The organism is Roseateles sp. GW821-FHT09H10, assembly GCF_059415865.1.
Genome location: NZ_JBWKOB010000004.1, coordinates 290,131 through 303,918, shown reverse-complemented (window position 1 = coordinate 303,918; position 13,788 = coordinate 290,131). Strand labels below are relative to the sequence as shown.

At 70.7% G+C, this 13,788-nt stretch carries 14 protein-coding genes; 3 read left to right on the top strand and 11 right to left on the bottom strand.

From position 1 onward, the window contains the following. Positions 1–33: 33 nt before the first annotated feature. A complete protein-coding gene (locus AC07OY_RS19955; RefSeq protein ID WP_495044359.1) occupies positions 34–1,779 on the top strand; it encodes a DUF1800 domain-containing protein in 1,746 nt (581 codons plus the stop codon). Continuing rightward, a complete protein-coding gene (locus AC07OY_RS19950; protein WP_495044358.1) occupies positions 1,776–3,110 on the top strand; it encodes a DUF1501 domain-containing protein in 1,335 nt (444 codons plus the stop codon). The genes AC07OY_RS19955 and AC07OY_RS19950 overlap by 4 nt, the downstream gene beginning before the upstream one ends. Here the strand turns inward: AC07OY_RS19950 and AC07OY_RS19945 are convergent. Beyond that, positions 3,107–4,108, bottom strand: coding sequence for a S1/P1 nuclease (locus tag AC07OY_RS19945; protein WP_495044357.1), 1,002 nt, complete (start codon positions 4,106–4,108; stop codon positions 3,107–3,109). The genes AC07OY_RS19950 and AC07OY_RS19945 overlap by 4 nt on opposite strands. A gap of 87 nt (positions 4,109–4,195) precedes the next feature. On the opposite strand from AC07OY_RS19945, the gene AC07OY_RS19940 reads away from it, so the two are divergent. Beyond that, positions 4,196–5,059 carry an OmpA family protein gene (locus tag AC07OY_RS19940; protein WP_495044356.1) on the top strand — a complete coding sequence of 288 codons (864 nt, stop codon included), beginning with the start codon at positions 4,196–4,198 and terminating at the stop codon, positions 5,057–5,059. Here the strand turns inward: AC07OY_RS19940 and AC07OY_RS19935 are convergent. Genes AC07OY_RS19935 through cobU form a run of 10 tightly spaced genes read right to left on the bottom strand, consistent with a single transcriptional unit; the run spans position 5,056 to position 13,782 of the window. Continuing rightward, entirely contained in the window at positions 5,056–6,498 is a 1,443-nt protein-coding gene (locus tag AC07OY_RS19935; RefSeq protein WP_495044355.1) for a cobyric acid synthase, read from the bottom strand. The two genes, AC07OY_RS19940 and AC07OY_RS19935, sit on opposite strands and share 4 nt — an antisense overlap. After that, positions 6,495–7,472 carry an aminotransferase class I/II-fold pyridoxal phosphate-dependent enzyme gene (locus AC07OY_RS19930; protein WP_495044354.1) on the bottom strand — a complete coding sequence of 326 codons (978 nt, stop codon included), beginning with the start codon at positions 7,470–7,472 and terminating at the stop codon, positions 6,495–6,497. The genes AC07OY_RS19935 and AC07OY_RS19930 overlap by 4 nt, the downstream gene beginning before the upstream one ends. Then, complete coding sequence (gene cbiB / locus AC07OY_RS19925) at positions 7,469–8,383, bottom strand: adenosylcobinamide-phosphate synthase CbiB (RefSeq protein ID WP_495044353.1); 915 nt, start codon at positions 8,381–8,383, stop codon at positions 7,469–7,471. Before cbiB ends, AC07OY_RS19930 begins: the two co-directional genes overlap by 4 nt. Beyond that, the gene (locus AC07OY_RS19920; RefSeq protein WP_495044352.1) at positions 8,380–8,715 is read right to left on the bottom strand and encodes a DUF1636 family protein; all 336 of its coding nucleotides are present in this window, start codon (positions 8,713–8,715) and stop codon (positions 8,380–8,382) included. Before AC07OY_RS19920 ends, cbiB begins: the two co-directional genes overlap by 4 nt. Beyond that, a complete protein-coding gene (gene cobO / locus AC07OY_RS19915) occupies positions 8,712–9,281 on the bottom strand; it encodes a cob(I)yrinic acid a,c-diamide adenosyltransferase (protein ID WP_495044351.1) in 570 nt (189 codons plus the stop codon). The genes AC07OY_RS19920 and cobO overlap by 4 nt, the downstream gene beginning before the upstream one ends. 6 nt (positions 9,282–9,287) lie before the next feature. Next, positions 9,288–10,652: a cobyrinic acid a,c-diamide synthase CobB gene (locus AC07OY_RS19910; protein ID WP_495044350.1), complete on the bottom strand. Its 1,365-nt coding sequence runs from the start codon at positions 10,650–10,652 to the stop codon at positions 9,288–9,290. Further along, positions 10,649–11,407, bottom strand: coding sequence for an ABC transporter ATP-binding protein (locus AC07OY_RS19905; RefSeq protein ID WP_495044349.1), 759 nt, complete (start codon positions 11,405–11,407; stop codon positions 10,649–10,651). The genes AC07OY_RS19910 and AC07OY_RS19905 overlap by 4 nt, the downstream gene beginning before the upstream one ends. After that, entirely contained in the window at positions 11,404–12,384 is a 981-nt protein-coding gene (locus AC07OY_RS19900; protein ID WP_495044348.1) for a FecCD family ABC transporter permease, read from the bottom strand. The genes AC07OY_RS19905 and AC07OY_RS19900 overlap by 4 nt, the downstream gene beginning before the upstream one ends. Beyond that, positions 12,384–13,241 carry an ABC transporter substrate-binding protein gene (locus tag AC07OY_RS19895; RefSeq protein ID WP_495044347.1) on the bottom strand — a complete coding sequence of 286 codons (858 nt, stop codon included), beginning with the start codon at positions 13,239–13,241 and terminating at the stop codon, positions 12,384–12,386. The genes AC07OY_RS19900 and AC07OY_RS19895 overlap by 1 nt, the downstream gene beginning before the upstream one ends. Further along, positions 13,234–13,782, bottom strand: a complete 549-nt coding sequence (gene cobU, locus AC07OY_RS19890; protein WP_495044346.1) for a bifunctional adenosylcobinamide kinase/adenosylcobinamide-phosphate guanylyltransferase — start codon at positions 13,780–13,782, stop codon at positions 13,234–13,236. The genes AC07OY_RS19895 and cobU overlap by 8 nt, the downstream gene beginning before the upstream one ends. Between the last annotated feature and the right edge of the window lie 6 nt (positions 13,783–13,788).

Genomic DNA, 13,788 nt, shown 5'->3' with positions numbered 1-13,788 from the left:
TGCCTAGAGTCGCCTCGCGACGCAGGAGGCAGCGTGGACGGCGACAAGAGCGATTCAACGGTGCTCGATCAGGCCCCGCCTGAACTGGGCGCGGGCATGGCTTCGGCAGCCCTGGCAGCGGCGGCGCTGCTGGCTGCCTGTGGAGGAGGCGGTGGGGGCGGCTCGGAGCCGGGCGGTGCCACGCCGGCCGGCTCCGAGCCCACGCCGAGCGCGCCGCCCGCTCCACCACCCAGCCGGCGCGACGCGGCCCGCTTCCTGAGCCAGGCCAGCTTTGGCGCCACCGGTCCGGCCCAGGTCGATAGCCTGGTGAGCCAGGGCTTCGACGCTTGGCTGAACGCCCAGTTCGCCAGGCCGGCGGCCCTGCACATGGACTATCTGAACGGCCAGCGTGGCCGTGACCAGAAGCCCGGCGACAAGCCGCGCATCAGCGAGGAGATGAGCTACGAGGCTGTCTGGCAGCAATGGCTGACGGGCGAAGACCAACTGCGGGCGCGAGTCACCTGGGCCCTGCTGCAGATCTTCGTCATCAGCAATATCGCCCCCGACATCCGCCCCGCGGCCATGAGCAGCTATCTGGACATGCTCAACCGCAACGCCTTCGGCAACTGGCGCACGCTGCTGCAGGAAGTGGCCCTGCACCCGGCCATGGGCTACTACCTGAACATGCTGGAGAGCGAGAAGGAAAACGCGAGCAAGGGCACCCACCCCAACGAGAACTTCGCCCGCGAGGTGCTGCAACTCTTCTCCATCGGCCTCATCCAGCTGAACGCCGACGGCACACCCAAGCTGGACTCGGCGAGCAAGACGCAACCGACCTATGACGAGGCCGTCGTCAAAGGCTTTGCCAAGGCCTTCAGCGGCTGGAGCTTCGGTGCGCTGGACAACAGCAAGGACGCGCAGTTCCACAAGCATGACGACAACGTCGAAGGCCTGTGGGTGGTGCCGATGAAGGCCTGGGCCAGCTACCACTCGAGTAGCGCGAAGACCCTGCTGGACGGCAAGACGCTCACCGCCGGCCAGACGCCCGAGAAGGACATGACGGACGCGCTGGACACCATCTTTCAGCACCCCAATGTGCCGCCCTTCTTCTGCAGGCAGCTCATCCAGCGCCTGGTGACGAGCAACCCGACGCCGGCCTATGTCGGCCGCGTGGCCGCCGTCTTCGTCAACGACGGTGCCGGCGTGCGCGGCAACCTGAAGGCCGTCGTGCGCGCCGTGCTGATGGACACCGAAGCCCGCGGCGACAGCCCGGCCGCCAATGTCGCCAAGCAGCGCGAACCCGTCATCCGCTTCGCCAACATGCTGCGCGGCCTGGGCGCGAAAAGCAGCAGCGGACTGAACCGCATCCAGTACCTGGACAGCAGCGACGACGCCCTCGGCCAGAGCCCCCTGCTGGCGCCCTCGGTCTTCAACTTCTACTCGCCCGGCTACCGTCCCGCGGGGCCGATTGCCGCGCAGGGCTGGGTGGCGCCCGAGTTCCAGATCAGCGGCGAAACGGCGGTCGCCGGCTCGCTGAACTTCTTTGCCGACCTCTTCAATGGCGGCGGCTATGGCTGGCCCGAGGAGCACCGGCTGAAACTCGACCTCGCCAGCCTGGCGGCCCTGGATACGGCCGCGCTGATCGACCGCCTGGATCTGCTGTTCTTCAACCTCGGCATGAGCAGCTCGACGCGCGAGCGCCTGACCACCCTCATTGGCGCGATCAAGGGCAAGACCGACAAGGTCAAGGCCGCCCTGATCGTTACCGCCCTCAGCCCTGACCACGTCATACAGCGATGAAGCGCCGTCACCTGCTCCAACTGGGCGCGGCCGCTGCGCTCAACCCCTGGGCCCAGATGCGCGTGCTCGCCCAGACCGCGCCGGCCGCGAGCGACTACCGCGCCCTGGTCTGCGTCTTCATGTTGGGCGGCAACGACGGCAACAACCTGCTGGTGCCGACCGATGCGCGCTACGCCGCCTACCAGCGCGCCCGGCCCAATCTCGCGCTGAACAGCGCGACGCTGCTGCCGCTGACGCTCTCCAACGCGACGGGCCTGGGCCTGCACCCCGCCTTCGCCGGCCTGCAGGGTCTGGTCAATTCGGGCCAGGGCAGCGTCATCGCCAACATCGGCCCGCTGCTGCAACCCACCACCAAGGCGCAGTACGACGCCCGCAGCGTGCCCTTGCCCTACAACCTGTTCTCGCACAGCGACCAGCAGGGCGCCTGGCAGAGCGGCGTCGTCGAGGCGCCACCGCGCAACGGCTGGGGCGGGCGGCTGCTGGAGCGGGCCGTGGCCGAGGGCCAGGCCAACCGGGGCTATGCGGCCATCAGCCTGTCCGGCGGCAATGTCTGGGAGGCCGGCGACAAGGCACTGACGCCCTACCGCGTGTCGGCCGCCGGCCGCTTCGGTTTCGACTTCTACAACCCCAATGCCAGGGCCGGCAGCGACCCGCTGTCCGTGGCCGTCGCCGCCACGCTGGCCGAAGCGCGCAGCCACCCCTTCGAGCAGACCTGGCTGAACATGATGAGCCGCAGCCTGGAGGTGCAGCGCACCCTGGCCGCGGCTCTGACCAGCAGCACGGTCACGACCGTCTTCCCGGACACCGGCCTGGGCCGCCAGCTCGGCATGGCCGCCAAGCTGATCGCCGCGCGCGGGTCATTGGGCCTGTCACGCCAATGCTTCTTCACCTCCATCGGCGGTTTCGACACCCATGGCGACGACCAACTGCAGCGCCAGAACGAGAACTTCCTCGAGATCGACGCCGCCGTCACGGCCTTCAACACGGCGATGGCCGCGATGGGCTTGGCCGACAGCGTGACGCTGTTCAGCGCCAGCGACTTCGGCCGCAACCTGAGCAGCAACGGCGCCGGCACCGACCATGGCTGGGGCAGCCACCACTTCGCCGTCGGTGGCGCGGCGCGAGGAAGCAATGGCCGCAAGCTGCTGGGCCGCATGCCTGAGCTGGCGATCAACGGGCCGGACGACGTGGGCCAGGGCGTGTGGCTGCCGACGACGGCGACCGACCAGCTCGGCACCGAGCTGGCGCGCTGGTTCGGCGCGGATGCGACGACGCTGGCGGCCGTGTGGCCGCGTGGCGGGGGCTTTGACCGGTTGGCCGGCTTGGCCTAGTTGGGGAAGGCCGTCTTCAGCAGCCAGGCCAGCCGGGCGCCGGCCCTCGTCAACTGCTGGCGCTTGATCGCATCGGCCCGGGCCTCATAGCCCTCGGGCAGGCTGATCTGCCAGTTGTCGCCCTGCTTGGGCGCGAAGCGCAGGCCTTCATGGGCCGTGGTGGCCAGGACCACCGACTCGCTGCCCCAGCGCGCTGGCCAGTCCAACGCGTCGCCCGCATCGCGCGGCACCTGGCGCGTCTCGGCCAGCCACGCGGCATCGACGCGTTGGGGTCTGAGGGCCTCGGACACGTTGTCCCAATACGAATGGAAGTTCTTGGACCCGGTCGCGGGGTCGAGCAGCAAGCTGTTGCCGCCGATGGTGAAGCTGGCGCGATCGAAGCCCCGCTTGTCGGGGTCGACGCGACGCCCCTGTGCATCAAGATAGATGCTGCCGACATGCAGGGGCTGGTGGATGTCGCCCACCAGATGCGCGAGCACGATCAGCGCCTCGCGCTGGCTCTTGAAGCTGGGCTGTCCGGATGAGGGCTGGCCCTGCAGCACGCGGATGGCCGCGCGCAGCGCGCCGACGACATCGTCGGGCCGCGCACCGACGGTGCCCGGCTGGTAGCGGCCGCGCTGCACGGCGATGTCGGCGTAATGGGTCTGCTTGTGGCAGCTGTCCTCGTCCAGGCCGATCTCGCACTGGCGGTCATTGCGCTTCACGTAGTCGGCCATCTCGGCGATGCGCTCCGGCGTTTCCAGCGGGGCGCACGAAGGGTATTTGCCGGGGTTGGGGTAGGTGTAGCCCTGGGCGGGCGAGATGCCCTTGACGCAGTCGCCCCAGATCGAGGCCAGCGGCAGCGACATGTCGCCCAGCAGGGCCTTGACGCGGGCCTCGGCCGGGCTGCCCTGGATGAGTCCGGCGGCAATCGTCGCGACGGTCTGGTGGCCGTCGGCGCCCCAGGCGTGGGCCATCAGGGGCAGGGCGGTCAGGGCGGTGGCAAGCAGGCGGCGCATCGGGCGAGGGGCTGTCGATCAAACCCGCATCTTGCCCGCTCCGCCGCTAGCATCAACCCGCTCGCCTTCCGAATCAGGAGATCCGCCATGAGACTTCAGCTCGCCCGCCTCATCGGCGGCTTCTTCCTCTTGTGCCTGAACCTCGCCTGGGCGGCGCCGGCCGACGTGGCGCGCAGCAAGGACCACCCGCTGCTGACGCGCTACCCCAACTCCCACATCGTCGAATACGCCAAGAACTTCAATGGCGCGGACTTCGCTGTCGCCCGCGGTGCCGACGGCAGCCCGACCCGCAAGCGCGTCGAGGGCGACATGACGGACATCGTCTATTTCCACAACGATGTCGACAAGCAGCCCAGCGCCCTGCAGCTGCTGCGCAACTACCAGAACGCCATCAAGGGCATTGGTGGCGAGGTGGTCTACGAGCGCCTGCCCAAGGACGGCGACGGCGGCGAGACGACGCTGCGCGTGAACGCGGGCGGCAAGGAGGTGTGGGTGCTGGTGGAGCCGGGCATCTTCAGCGCGCCGACGCAGAGCTACAAGCTCACGGTGGTCGAGGTGGCGGCCATGCAGCGGGTGGTGAGCGCCAACAAGATGCTGGACGAGATCAACAAGAATGGCTTCATCGCCCTCTACATCAACTTCGACACCAACAAGGCCGAGCTCAAGCCCGACGGTCAGGCCGCGGTGCGCGAGATCGTCGCCATGCTGAAGGCGGCGCCGGCGCTGAAGATCGCCGTCGAAGGCTACACCGACAACGTCGGGGCGGCGCCAGCCAACAAGACCTTGTCGGACCAGCGCGCCAGGAGCGTCATGAATGCCGTCGTGGCCGGTGGCGTTCCGGCCGCGCGGCTCAGCGCCGCGGGCTTTGGTGCGGAGCGGCCGATCGCCGACAACCGCAGCGAAGAGGGCCGGGCCAAGAACCGGCGCGTCGAGCTCGTCAAGAAGCCCTAGCCGATCAGTCCCGCCAGCCTGCCGGGCTGGAAGTGCAGGTCGACGAAATCCGCCAGGCCGTCGAAGACGGCATCCAGCGAGCGGCCCGACTGGCCGAACAAGGCCTTCAGCACGGCGGGCTGTTCGAACAGGCCGTGCGCATAGACGCCCAACACCTGGCCCGACTGCCAGCCCACCGCCTCGCCGGCGGCGTTGCGCAGGGCCACTTGCGGTGGTGGCAAGCCGGCATGGGGCTGGGTGCGGCCGTGGCGGATCTCGTAGCCGCTGGCATGCACGCCGGCCAGGGCCTGCCAGCCGCCGTCGATGGACGAGGCAAAGCTGAAATCCGTGCTGCGCAGCAGCTTCTCGGGCTCGAAGGCGGTGACGAGAGGCAGCAGGCCCAGGCCCGGTGCGTTGCCGTCCACGCCATGGGTGTCGATGAGGGCCTCGCCCAGCATCTGCAGCCCGCCGCAGATGCCCAGCACGCGGCCGCGGTGGGCGTTGATGGCGAGGTCCAGCTTCTGGGCGCGCAGCCAGGCCAGGTCGGCCGCGGTGGCCTTGGAGCCGGGCAGGATGATCCAGTCCACGCCTTGCAGATCCTTGGGCTCGCGCGCCCAGGACAGGCGCACGCCGGACAGCTGGCGCAGGGGCTGGAACTCGTCCAGGTTGGAGATGCGCGGATAGGCGATGACGGCGATGCGCAGGCCGCTGCCTGTGGCTGCATCGTCGAACACGCCGTCCTCCTCCGGCAGGCCGTGGCCGCGCCACATCGGCAGCGTGGCGATGGTGGGCACGCCGGTCAGATGCTCGAGCTGCTCGGGCCCCGGCGCCAGCAGGCCGGCATCGCCGCGGAAGCGGTTCAGCACGAAACCCCTGACCTGGGCGCGCACGTCCTCCGGCATCAGCTGGTGGGTGCCGTAGAGATGGGCGAAAGCGCCGCCGCGGTCGATGTCGGTGACGAGCAGGCAGGCCGCCTTGGCATCGCGCGCCGTGCCGAGGTTGACGTAGTCGCTCGGCGCCAGGTTGATCTCGGCCGGCGAGCCCGCGCCCTCGATGACGACGACCTCGTTCTCGCGCAGCAACTCGTGCAGGGCAGCACGAGCGCGGGGCTTGAGCAGGGCGCTGCGTTCGCGCCAGGGAACGCTGGACAGCGCCGGGTCGACCTCGCCGAGCACGACGACCTGGCTTTGCGTGTCGGCCTCGGGCTTGAGCAGCACGGGATTCATGCGCACCTCGGGCACGCGGTTGGCGGCCAGGGCCTGGAAATATTGGGCCGAGCCGATCTCGCCCATCAGGCCGTTCAGCCCGGGCACGACGCGGGCGTTGTTGCTCATGTTCTGGGCCTTGAAGGGCGCCACCTTCAACCCCTGGCGTGCATACCAGCGGCACAGGGCCGTGGCCAGCCAGCTCTTGCCCGCGCCGCTTGTCGTGCCCAGCACCATCACCGCTTTACCGCTCATGAGTCTTCGCTTTCGATTTCAAGCAAGGCCTGCTGCAGGGCCTGTTGGGCGGCCGGCGGCTGGGTCGACAGGCGCACCCAGCCGGGCAGGCCGAAGGAGGTTGCATCGCGCACGCGGATGCCGCGTTCGCGCAGCCGCGGTGCGTAATCGCTCCGCGGCGGGCGGGCCAGCCAGAAGTTGGTGCAGCTCGGGCGCTGCTGCCAGTCGAGGTCGGCCAGCAGGGCGCGTTGCTGCGCGGTCCAGTCGCGCAGTTGTTGGCGCGCCGCCGCCAGCCAGTGGTTCGTCTCTTCGCTGGGCCAGTGCATCAGCAGGGCAACGCCCTCTGCCGACAGCACCCAGCTCGGTGCGAGGGACAGGGCCTGTGCCCAGACCTCGTCAGCCGCCGGCGCGACGAGATAGCCCGCGCGGATGCCGGTCAGACCCAGGGCCTTGTTGGGGCAGATCAGCTGCCAGGCGCTGGGCGGCAGAGCGGGCGCCTCGCCGTCCAGGCGCAGCGGCTCATAGGCGCGGTCGACGGCGACGAGATGGCCTTCCAGCGCCGGCCAGGCGGCTTCGCTGCCACCGGTCGGGTTGCAGGGCTCGCAGATCCAGACCAGGGCCGGCGCCGCGGGCCGGATGTCGGCGGGCGCGGCATAGGGCTTCACGGCCAGTCCCAGGGCCTGGGCGGCGATGGCGTAGTCGCCGAAGCCAGGCTGCGGCACCCAGACCTCGCGATGGCCGCTCATTTGGGCTGCCAGCGTCAGGCGGCGAATGCCCTCGGCGCCGCCGGCCGTGGGCAGCACGCGCTCGGCATCGCCGAGGTGGCGGCGCAGCGCGCGGTAGCTCGGGTCGGGGTAGGCCCGGCGGTCGGCCGCCTGCACGGCCTGCATCAGGGCCGGTGGCGGGCCCAGCGGGCTGGCGTTGGTGGAGAAATCGAACGTCGCGGCCGGCCCGTCGTCGGGGCCGCCATGCTCGGGCAACAAGGGTGGGGTCATGACCTCAGCGTCCAGGCCAGCAGTGCAGTCAGCGCGGTTGCCATGACCACAGCGTGCCATGCCACGGCGCGCGCAGCGTGCAGGTCGTCGGACGCTGGCGACCGGCCGTCGGCATGCAGCGTGTAGACGCCCGGCTTGCCCAGGCGCAGGCCCAGCCGCAGTGCCATCGCGGCCATCGGCCAGCCGCTGTTGGGCGACGGCGTGCGGCGAGCCTCGCGCAGCAGCGCGGGCAGGGACGGTGGCAGCAGCAGCAGGGCCGTCAGGCGCGCCGGCAGCCAAGACAGCAGGTCGTCGGCCCGCGCCGCCCATTTGCCGCACCACTCGCGCTCGTCGCGGTAGCCCCACATCGCGTCGGCGGTATTGGCGAAACGGTAGATGGCCGCGCCGGGCAGGCCCAGGATGGCGAACCAGAACAGCGGCGCGATGACCGAGTCGTTGAGGTTCTCGGCCAGCGTCTCGATGGCGGCCTCGCGCACTTCGGTCTCGGTCAGCGCCGAGGTGTCGCGGCTGACCAGGCGCGACAGGCGCACGCGGCCGGCTTCCAGCGACTCGTTCAAGGCCGCCTCCACGGCCAGGGCTTCATCCGCCAGCATGCGCCAGGCCAGCAGCGGCTTGAGCAGCAGCCCGATCAGCACGGCGCCGCCGACGAGGCGCAGCGGCGAGGTCCAGGGCTGCAGCAGTAGCAGCACCCAGCCTTCCAGCCACAGCGCGATGAAGGCGACCCCGGCCGCCCCCAGCATCCAGGCCAGCGCGCCGGCCACGAAGCCCAGCGCCGGCGGCAGCTTCGTCAGCCTGAACCAGCCCAGGTAGCGGCCCATGCCGACGACCGGGTGCATCCAGGTCGGCGGTTCGCCGAGGCGGTCCACCAGCAGGGCCACGACGATGGCCAGTGGCAGCAGCAGGCTCATCATCCGGGCGGCGGCAGCCGTGCCAGCAGGCCGGTCTTCAGGCAGGCGGGCCGGCGGCTCCAGGCCAGCAGGCCGTCACCGGCCTCGGCGTGCTGGGCGGCCACGTCCAGCAGTGCGTCGACGCTGGCCGCGTCGGGCGCCAGCTGCCCGAACAGATAGCTGTGCTTGCCAGTGCCTTGCAGAGCGGCGGTGCAGCTTTGCTTGCAGGCCGCCATGCAGGCTTGGCCGCGTATGGCCAGCGGCAGGTCCCGCGCCAGCGCTTCGTTCTCGGCGGCCTCCAGCAGCCGCTGCCCCTGGCCATCGGCGCAGGTGGTGCAGATGGTGAGAACGCTCAATCTTCTATGCCCCGCTGGGCCGGCACGCCGGCCTTGTAGTGGTGCTTGACCAGGGCCATCTCGGTGACCGTGTCGGCCAGCTCGATGAGTTCGGCCGGGGCGCCGCGACCGGTCAGCACCACATGCACATGCGGCGGGCGCTCGCGCAGGCAGGCCAGCACCGTCTCCAGCGCCAGCCAGCCGTAGCGCAGCGGATACATGATCTCGTCCAGCACGACGAGGAAGTGGTCGCCCGAGCGGATCACCGACTCGGCGCGTGCCCAGCCCTCGCGGGCCAGTTCGGCTGAATGCTCCAGGTCCTTGCTCTTCCAGGAGAAGCCGTCGCCCAGGCCCTCGATGGGGACGCCCAGCTGCTCGAAGACGCGGTGCTCGCCGAAGCGGGCACTGGGCACCTTCATGAACTGGTAGATGCGCACCGCCTTGCCGCGGCCGTGGGCCCGCAGCGCCAGGCCGAAGGCCGCCGTGCTCTTGCCCTTGCCGTCGCCGGTGTGGACGAGGATGAGGCCGCGGCGTTCGCCGCTGGGGATGACGCGCTCGCGGTCGACGGGAGGTTTCTCGATTTCCATCTGCGTTCAGCCGGCGAAGAAGGCGCCAATGGCCTCCGGGTTGGACGGGAAGTAGTGGTGCACATAGCTTGCCCGCAGCGAGCCCTGCTGGTAGAGGGCCTCGGCGGTCTTGCCGCCGTTGGGATTGCTCGCCCGCGCGATCGGCGCAAGCGCTGTCTCCAGCGTCGAGTAGTGATAGCTGTGGCCGCGCAGCGGGCCTTCGGGCCAGTCCAGGGCCTGCAGGCCCAGCGCCGCGAGCCGCTGCTGCACGCGGGCGCTGCCAGGCATCAGGCCGGCCATGCGGTGGGCGCCGCCCTTGGCGTCCACCAGCGTGTCCAGCAGGGCCAGCATACCGCCGCATTCGGCCAGCAGCGGCTTGTTGGCATCAAGATGTGACGTTAGGGAATTCGCCAGTGTCGGATGGCTGCCCAGGGCCTCGGCATGCAGTTCGGGGTAGCCGCCCGGCAGCCACAGCGCGTCGCAGTCGGGCACGGCTTCGTGGCGGATGGGCGAGAAGAAGGCCAGCTCGGCGCCCAGTGCCGTCAGCAGGTCGACGTTGGCCGGGTAGATGAAGCCGAAGGCGGCGTCGCGGGCGATGGCGATGCGGCGGCCCTGCAGCAGCCGCGGCAGCGGGGGCTCGGTCGTGGACTGGAAGCTCAGCGGCTTGAAGGCAAAGCCCGGCCGCAGGCCGGCCTCCCAGGCATCGGCCCAGGCGTCGAGCTGGGCATCCAGCCCGGGCTGCTCCAGGGCCTGCACCAGGCCGAGATGCCGCTCCGGCAGGCTCAAGCCCGGGTCGCGGGCCAGGGCGGCAATCAGCGGCAAGTCATCGGGCAGGCCTTCGCCGACCATGCGGCCGTGGGCCGGGCTGCCGACGCGGTTGGCGACCACGCCGCAGTGGTGCAGCTCCGGCCGGAAGCGCGCCAGGCCGGTGGCCAGGGCGGCGAAGGTCTGGGCCATGGCCGAGGCGTCGATGACGCAGACGACGGGCAGGCCGAAGGCCGCGGCCAGGTCGGCACTGCTGGGGTCGCCGTCGAACAGGCCCATGACGCCTTCGACCAGGATGAGATCGGCTTCGCGCGCGGCTGAAGCCAGCAGGGTCTGGCAATGCTGGAAGCCGCCCATGAAAAGGTCGAGCTGGTAGGCGGGCGCACCGCTGGCGCGCTCGAGGATGCCGGGGTCGAGGAAGTCCGGGCCGGTCTTGAACACGCGCACCCGCTTGCCGCGTCGGGCATGCGAGCGGGCGATGGCGGCCGTGACGCTGGTCTTGCCCGAGCCCGAGGAGGGCGCGCTGATGAAGAGGGCGGCGCAGGCGCGACTTGGCGCACCCTTCGCGCTGCGCGCTGTCCCGCCAAGCGGGAGCTGAGCCCCTTCGGGCGGCCGTGCGGGGCTCATAGCGGCAGGGCGACCCAGCGCCCCTCGATCTGGGCGATATGCAGGCGCGGGCCGAAGACGCGTTTCAGCGCCTCGTGCGTGCCGGCTTCGCCAGGAGCGCCGGTGTGCACGACGCGGCCATCGGCCATCAGCACGAGATGGTCGGCCTGCAGCGCCAGATGCAGTTCGTGCAGCACGCTGACGACGCTGTGGCCAGCCGCGACGCGCTCGCGCACCAGGGCCATCCATTCGGCCTGGTGGGGCGGATCCAGGTGGGCCAGGGGTTCGTCCATCAGCGTCAGCGGCGCATCGACGGCCAGGGCACGGGCCAGCAGCACGCGCTGGCGCTCGCCACCGGACAGCGAGCCCAGGCGGCGCTCGCGCCAGTCCCAGCTCTGCGTGGACTCCATCGCACGGCGGACGGCCGCATGGTCGGCGGCGGTGGGCGGCGCCAGCCAGGGGCGATGCGGCAGGCGGCCGAGCTGCACGACGTCCTGGGCCATCAGGTCGTCGGCGCCGGTCTCCTGTTGGCCCATCCAGGCGAGCTGGCGGGCGCGTTCGCGGCTGGGCCAGTCGGTCAGCGGCTTGCCGGCGAGCTGCACCTGGCCATCGAATCGCTGCAGGCCGGCGACGGCGCGCAGCAGTGTCGACTTGCCGGCGCCGTTGGGGCCGACGATGGCCGTCCAGCGGCCTTGCGGCAGCGCCAGATCGATGCCGTGAATGAGGTCGCGGCCGTCGATGCGGACGCGGGCGATGCGGGCGTGCAGGGCGCTCATCGCTTGGGCGCTCCGCGGCGATGCATCAGCACGAGCAAATAGACGCCGCCGAGCAGGGCAGTGACCAAGCCGACCGGCAATTCCTGCGGCCGCATCAGGCCGCGCGCCACCACGTCGGCGACCAGCAGCAGGGCGCCGCCGGCCGCGGCCGACATCAGGATCAATCGCCCATGCAGCATGGGGCAGAGGGTGCGCACCAGATGGGGCGCGACCAGGCCGACGAAGGCGACGATGCCGGTCTGGGCCACGGCGGCGCCGGTGGCCAGGGCGAAGGCGAAGATCAGCAGCAGCCGCATCAGGCCCATGCGCACGCCCAGCGATGCGGCGGTGGCCTCGCCCAGGGTCAGCGCGTCCAGGGCCGGGCTGGCCAGCAGGCCGATGACGACAGCGCCGATGCCGCAGGCCGTCATCACGGTGACGCTGCTCCAGCCCAGCAGGCCGGTGTTGCCGAGCAGGAAGGCCTGCATGGCGCGCAGGATGTCGGGCGCCCACAGCGTGGCCAGGCCGGTCAGCGCATTCAGCACGACGCCGACGACGACGCCGGCCAGCAACAGGCGCAGCGTCTGCTCAACGCCGCGCGCCAGGATCAGCGTCAGGCCCACGCCCACCAGGGTGCCGACAAAGGCGACACCGGTCAGGCCCACATGGGCCAGCAGCGAGGAGGTCTGCGGCGAGATGCCGGTCAGCGCGAGGGCAATGGCCACCGCCAGGCCGGCACCCGAGGCGCTGCCCAGCAGATAGGGGTCGGCCAGCGGATTGCGGAACAGGCCTTGCGACATCGCGCCGGCCATGCCGAGCAGGGCGCCGGCCCACCAGGCGCCCAGGGACCGTGGCAGGCGGATCTCCCACAGGATGATGCCCATGCTGTCGTTGCCGAGGTCGGCCCAGCCGGTGCTGCCGATGAGCACGCCGGCCAGCACGCCGCCGGCGCCGACGATGAGCAGCAGGGCCAGCAGCAGGCCGGGACGCAAACTCATCAGGAGACCGCCTTCTCGCGCAGGCACCTGGCCATGATCTGTGCCGCCTCGGCCATGCGCGGGCCGGGGCGGGCGAGGATGTCGCCTTCCTCGGGCTTGAAGATGCAGACGCGGCCGCGCTTGATGGCGTCGATGCGATCCCAGCCCGGGCGTTGCGCCAGGCCTTCGGAGCCGCGCTGGCCGATCATGATCAGGGCCGGGTTGGCCTTGACGACGAACTCGGGATTGATCTTGGGGAAGGGCCCCAGCTCGGGCGGGATGATGTTGCCGGCGCCGAGCCTGGCCAGGGTCTCGCCCATGAAGGACACGGTGCCGGCGGCCCAGATGCCGCTGGCGACCTCGTAATAGACGCGCACGCCGCGCGCCGCGGGCGGCACGCTGCTGGCGGCGGCGGCCACGCCGGCCTCGATGTGGCGCCAGACGCGCTGCGCGTCGTTCACGCCCAGCACCTGGCCGATGATGCCGAGCACGCGCTGCACGTCCTTGTAGGAGCGCGGCTCCAGCGCGATGACCTTCATGCCCAGGGCGCGCAGCCTCTCGGCCACGCGCGAGGACACGGCCACCAGCACGACATCGGGCTTCAGCGACGCGATCAGCTCGACATTGGTGTCCTCCATGCCGCCCAGCTTGGGCAGGGCGTTGACGCTGGCGGGGAAGTTGGAATAGCGGTCGACGCCGACCAGCCGGGCGCAGGCGCCGAGTTCGCAGACGGTCTCGGTCAGCGAGGGCAGCAGGCTGACGATGCGCTGCGGCGGTGCACTGATCCGTGTGACGTGGCCGAGATCGTCCTTGATGTCGAGGGCCTGCGCAGGCAGGGCCAGCGCCAGCAAGAGCAGCGCGAGAAGGCGTTCAAGCATCGTTGGAATCCTCGACGGGGCGGGTCCAGGCCTGGCCCGCCACCATCAGTGTCAATCGGCCGCAGCGGCGGGCGATGTCCTGGTTGAGCCGGCCAAGCTCGTCCACGTAGTTGCGCACCTCGCGGCCCAGCGGGCTGACGCCCCAGCCGACCTCGTTGGACACGAAGACGACGCGCGACTGCAAGCGCGGCAGCAGGTCCAGCAGCGCGGCGCGCTCGGCCTGCCAGCCGGCGACGTCAGGCGCACCGCTGATGGGCATCAGCCAGTTCACCAGCCACAGCGTCAGGCAGTCGACGATGACCAGGGTGTCGGCAGCGTCGGCTTGTTGAAGGGCCGCGCTCAAGGCCAGCGGGGCTTCGAGGGTGTCGAAACTCGCCGGCCTGGAGGCGCGGTGATGGGCAATGCGCTCACGCATCTCGGCGTCTAGCGCCAATGCCGTGGCGATGACCGCCACGCGGCCCGGCCAGGCCAGGGCCAGCCTCTCGGCCCGGCGCGACTTGCCGCTGCGCTGGCCGCCGACGATGAGTTCGTGTGCGCTCATGCGCCC

What these genes read in the sequence shown, in the direction of transcription:
- cobO (WP_495044351.1), bottom strand. Translation starts at nt 9,281, where the DNA reads ATGGAAATCGAGAAACCTCCCGTCGACCGCGAGCGCGTCATCCCCAGC.
- cobU (WP_495044346.1), bottom strand. Translation starts at nt 13,782, where the DNA reads ATGAGCGCACACGAACTCATCGTCGGCGGCCAGCGCAGCGGCAAGTCG.
- AC07OY_RS19950 (WP_495044358.1), top strand. Translation starts at nt 1,776, where the DNA reads ATGAAGCGCCGTCACCTGCTCCAACTGGGCGCGGCCGCTGCGCTCAAC.
- cbiB (WP_495044353.1), bottom strand. Translation starts at nt 8,383, where the DNA reads ATGATGAGCCTGCTGCTGCCACTGGCCATCGTCGTGGCCCTGCTGGTG.
- AC07OY_RS19945 (WP_495044357.1), bottom strand. Translation starts at nt 4,108, where the DNA reads ATGCGCCGCCTGCTTGCCACCGCCCTGACCGCCCTGCCCCTGATGGCC.
- AC07OY_RS19905 (WP_495044349.1), bottom strand. Translation starts at nt 11,407, where the DNA reads ATGAGCGCCCTGCACGCCCGCATCGCCCGCGTCCGCATCGACGGCCGC.
- AC07OY_RS19910 (WP_495044350.1), bottom strand. Translation starts at nt 10,652, where the DNA reads ATGAGCCCCGCACGGCCGCCCGAAGGGGCTCAGCTCCCGCTTGGCGGG.
- AC07OY_RS19900 (WP_495044348.1), bottom strand. Translation starts at nt 12,384, where the DNA reads ATGAGTTTGCGTCCCGGCCTGCTGCTGGCCCTGCTGCTCATCGTCGGC.
- AC07OY_RS19940 (WP_495044356.1), top strand. Translation starts at nt 4,196, where the DNA reads ATGAGACTTCAGCTCGCCCGCCTCATCGGCGGCTTCTTCCTCTTGTGC.
- AC07OY_RS19895 (WP_495044347.1), bottom strand. Translation starts at nt 13,241, where the DNA reads ATGCTTGAACGCCTTCTCGCGCTGCTCTTGCTGGCGCTGGCCCTGCCT.
- AC07OY_RS19935 (WP_495044355.1), bottom strand. Translation starts at nt 6,498, where the DNA reads ATGAGCGGTAAAGCGGTGATGGTGCTGGGCACGACAAGCGGCGCGGGC.
- AC07OY_RS19930 (WP_495044354.1), bottom strand. Translation starts at nt 7,472, where the DNA reads ATGACCCCACCCTTGTTGCCCGAGCATGGCGGCCCCGACGACGGGCCG.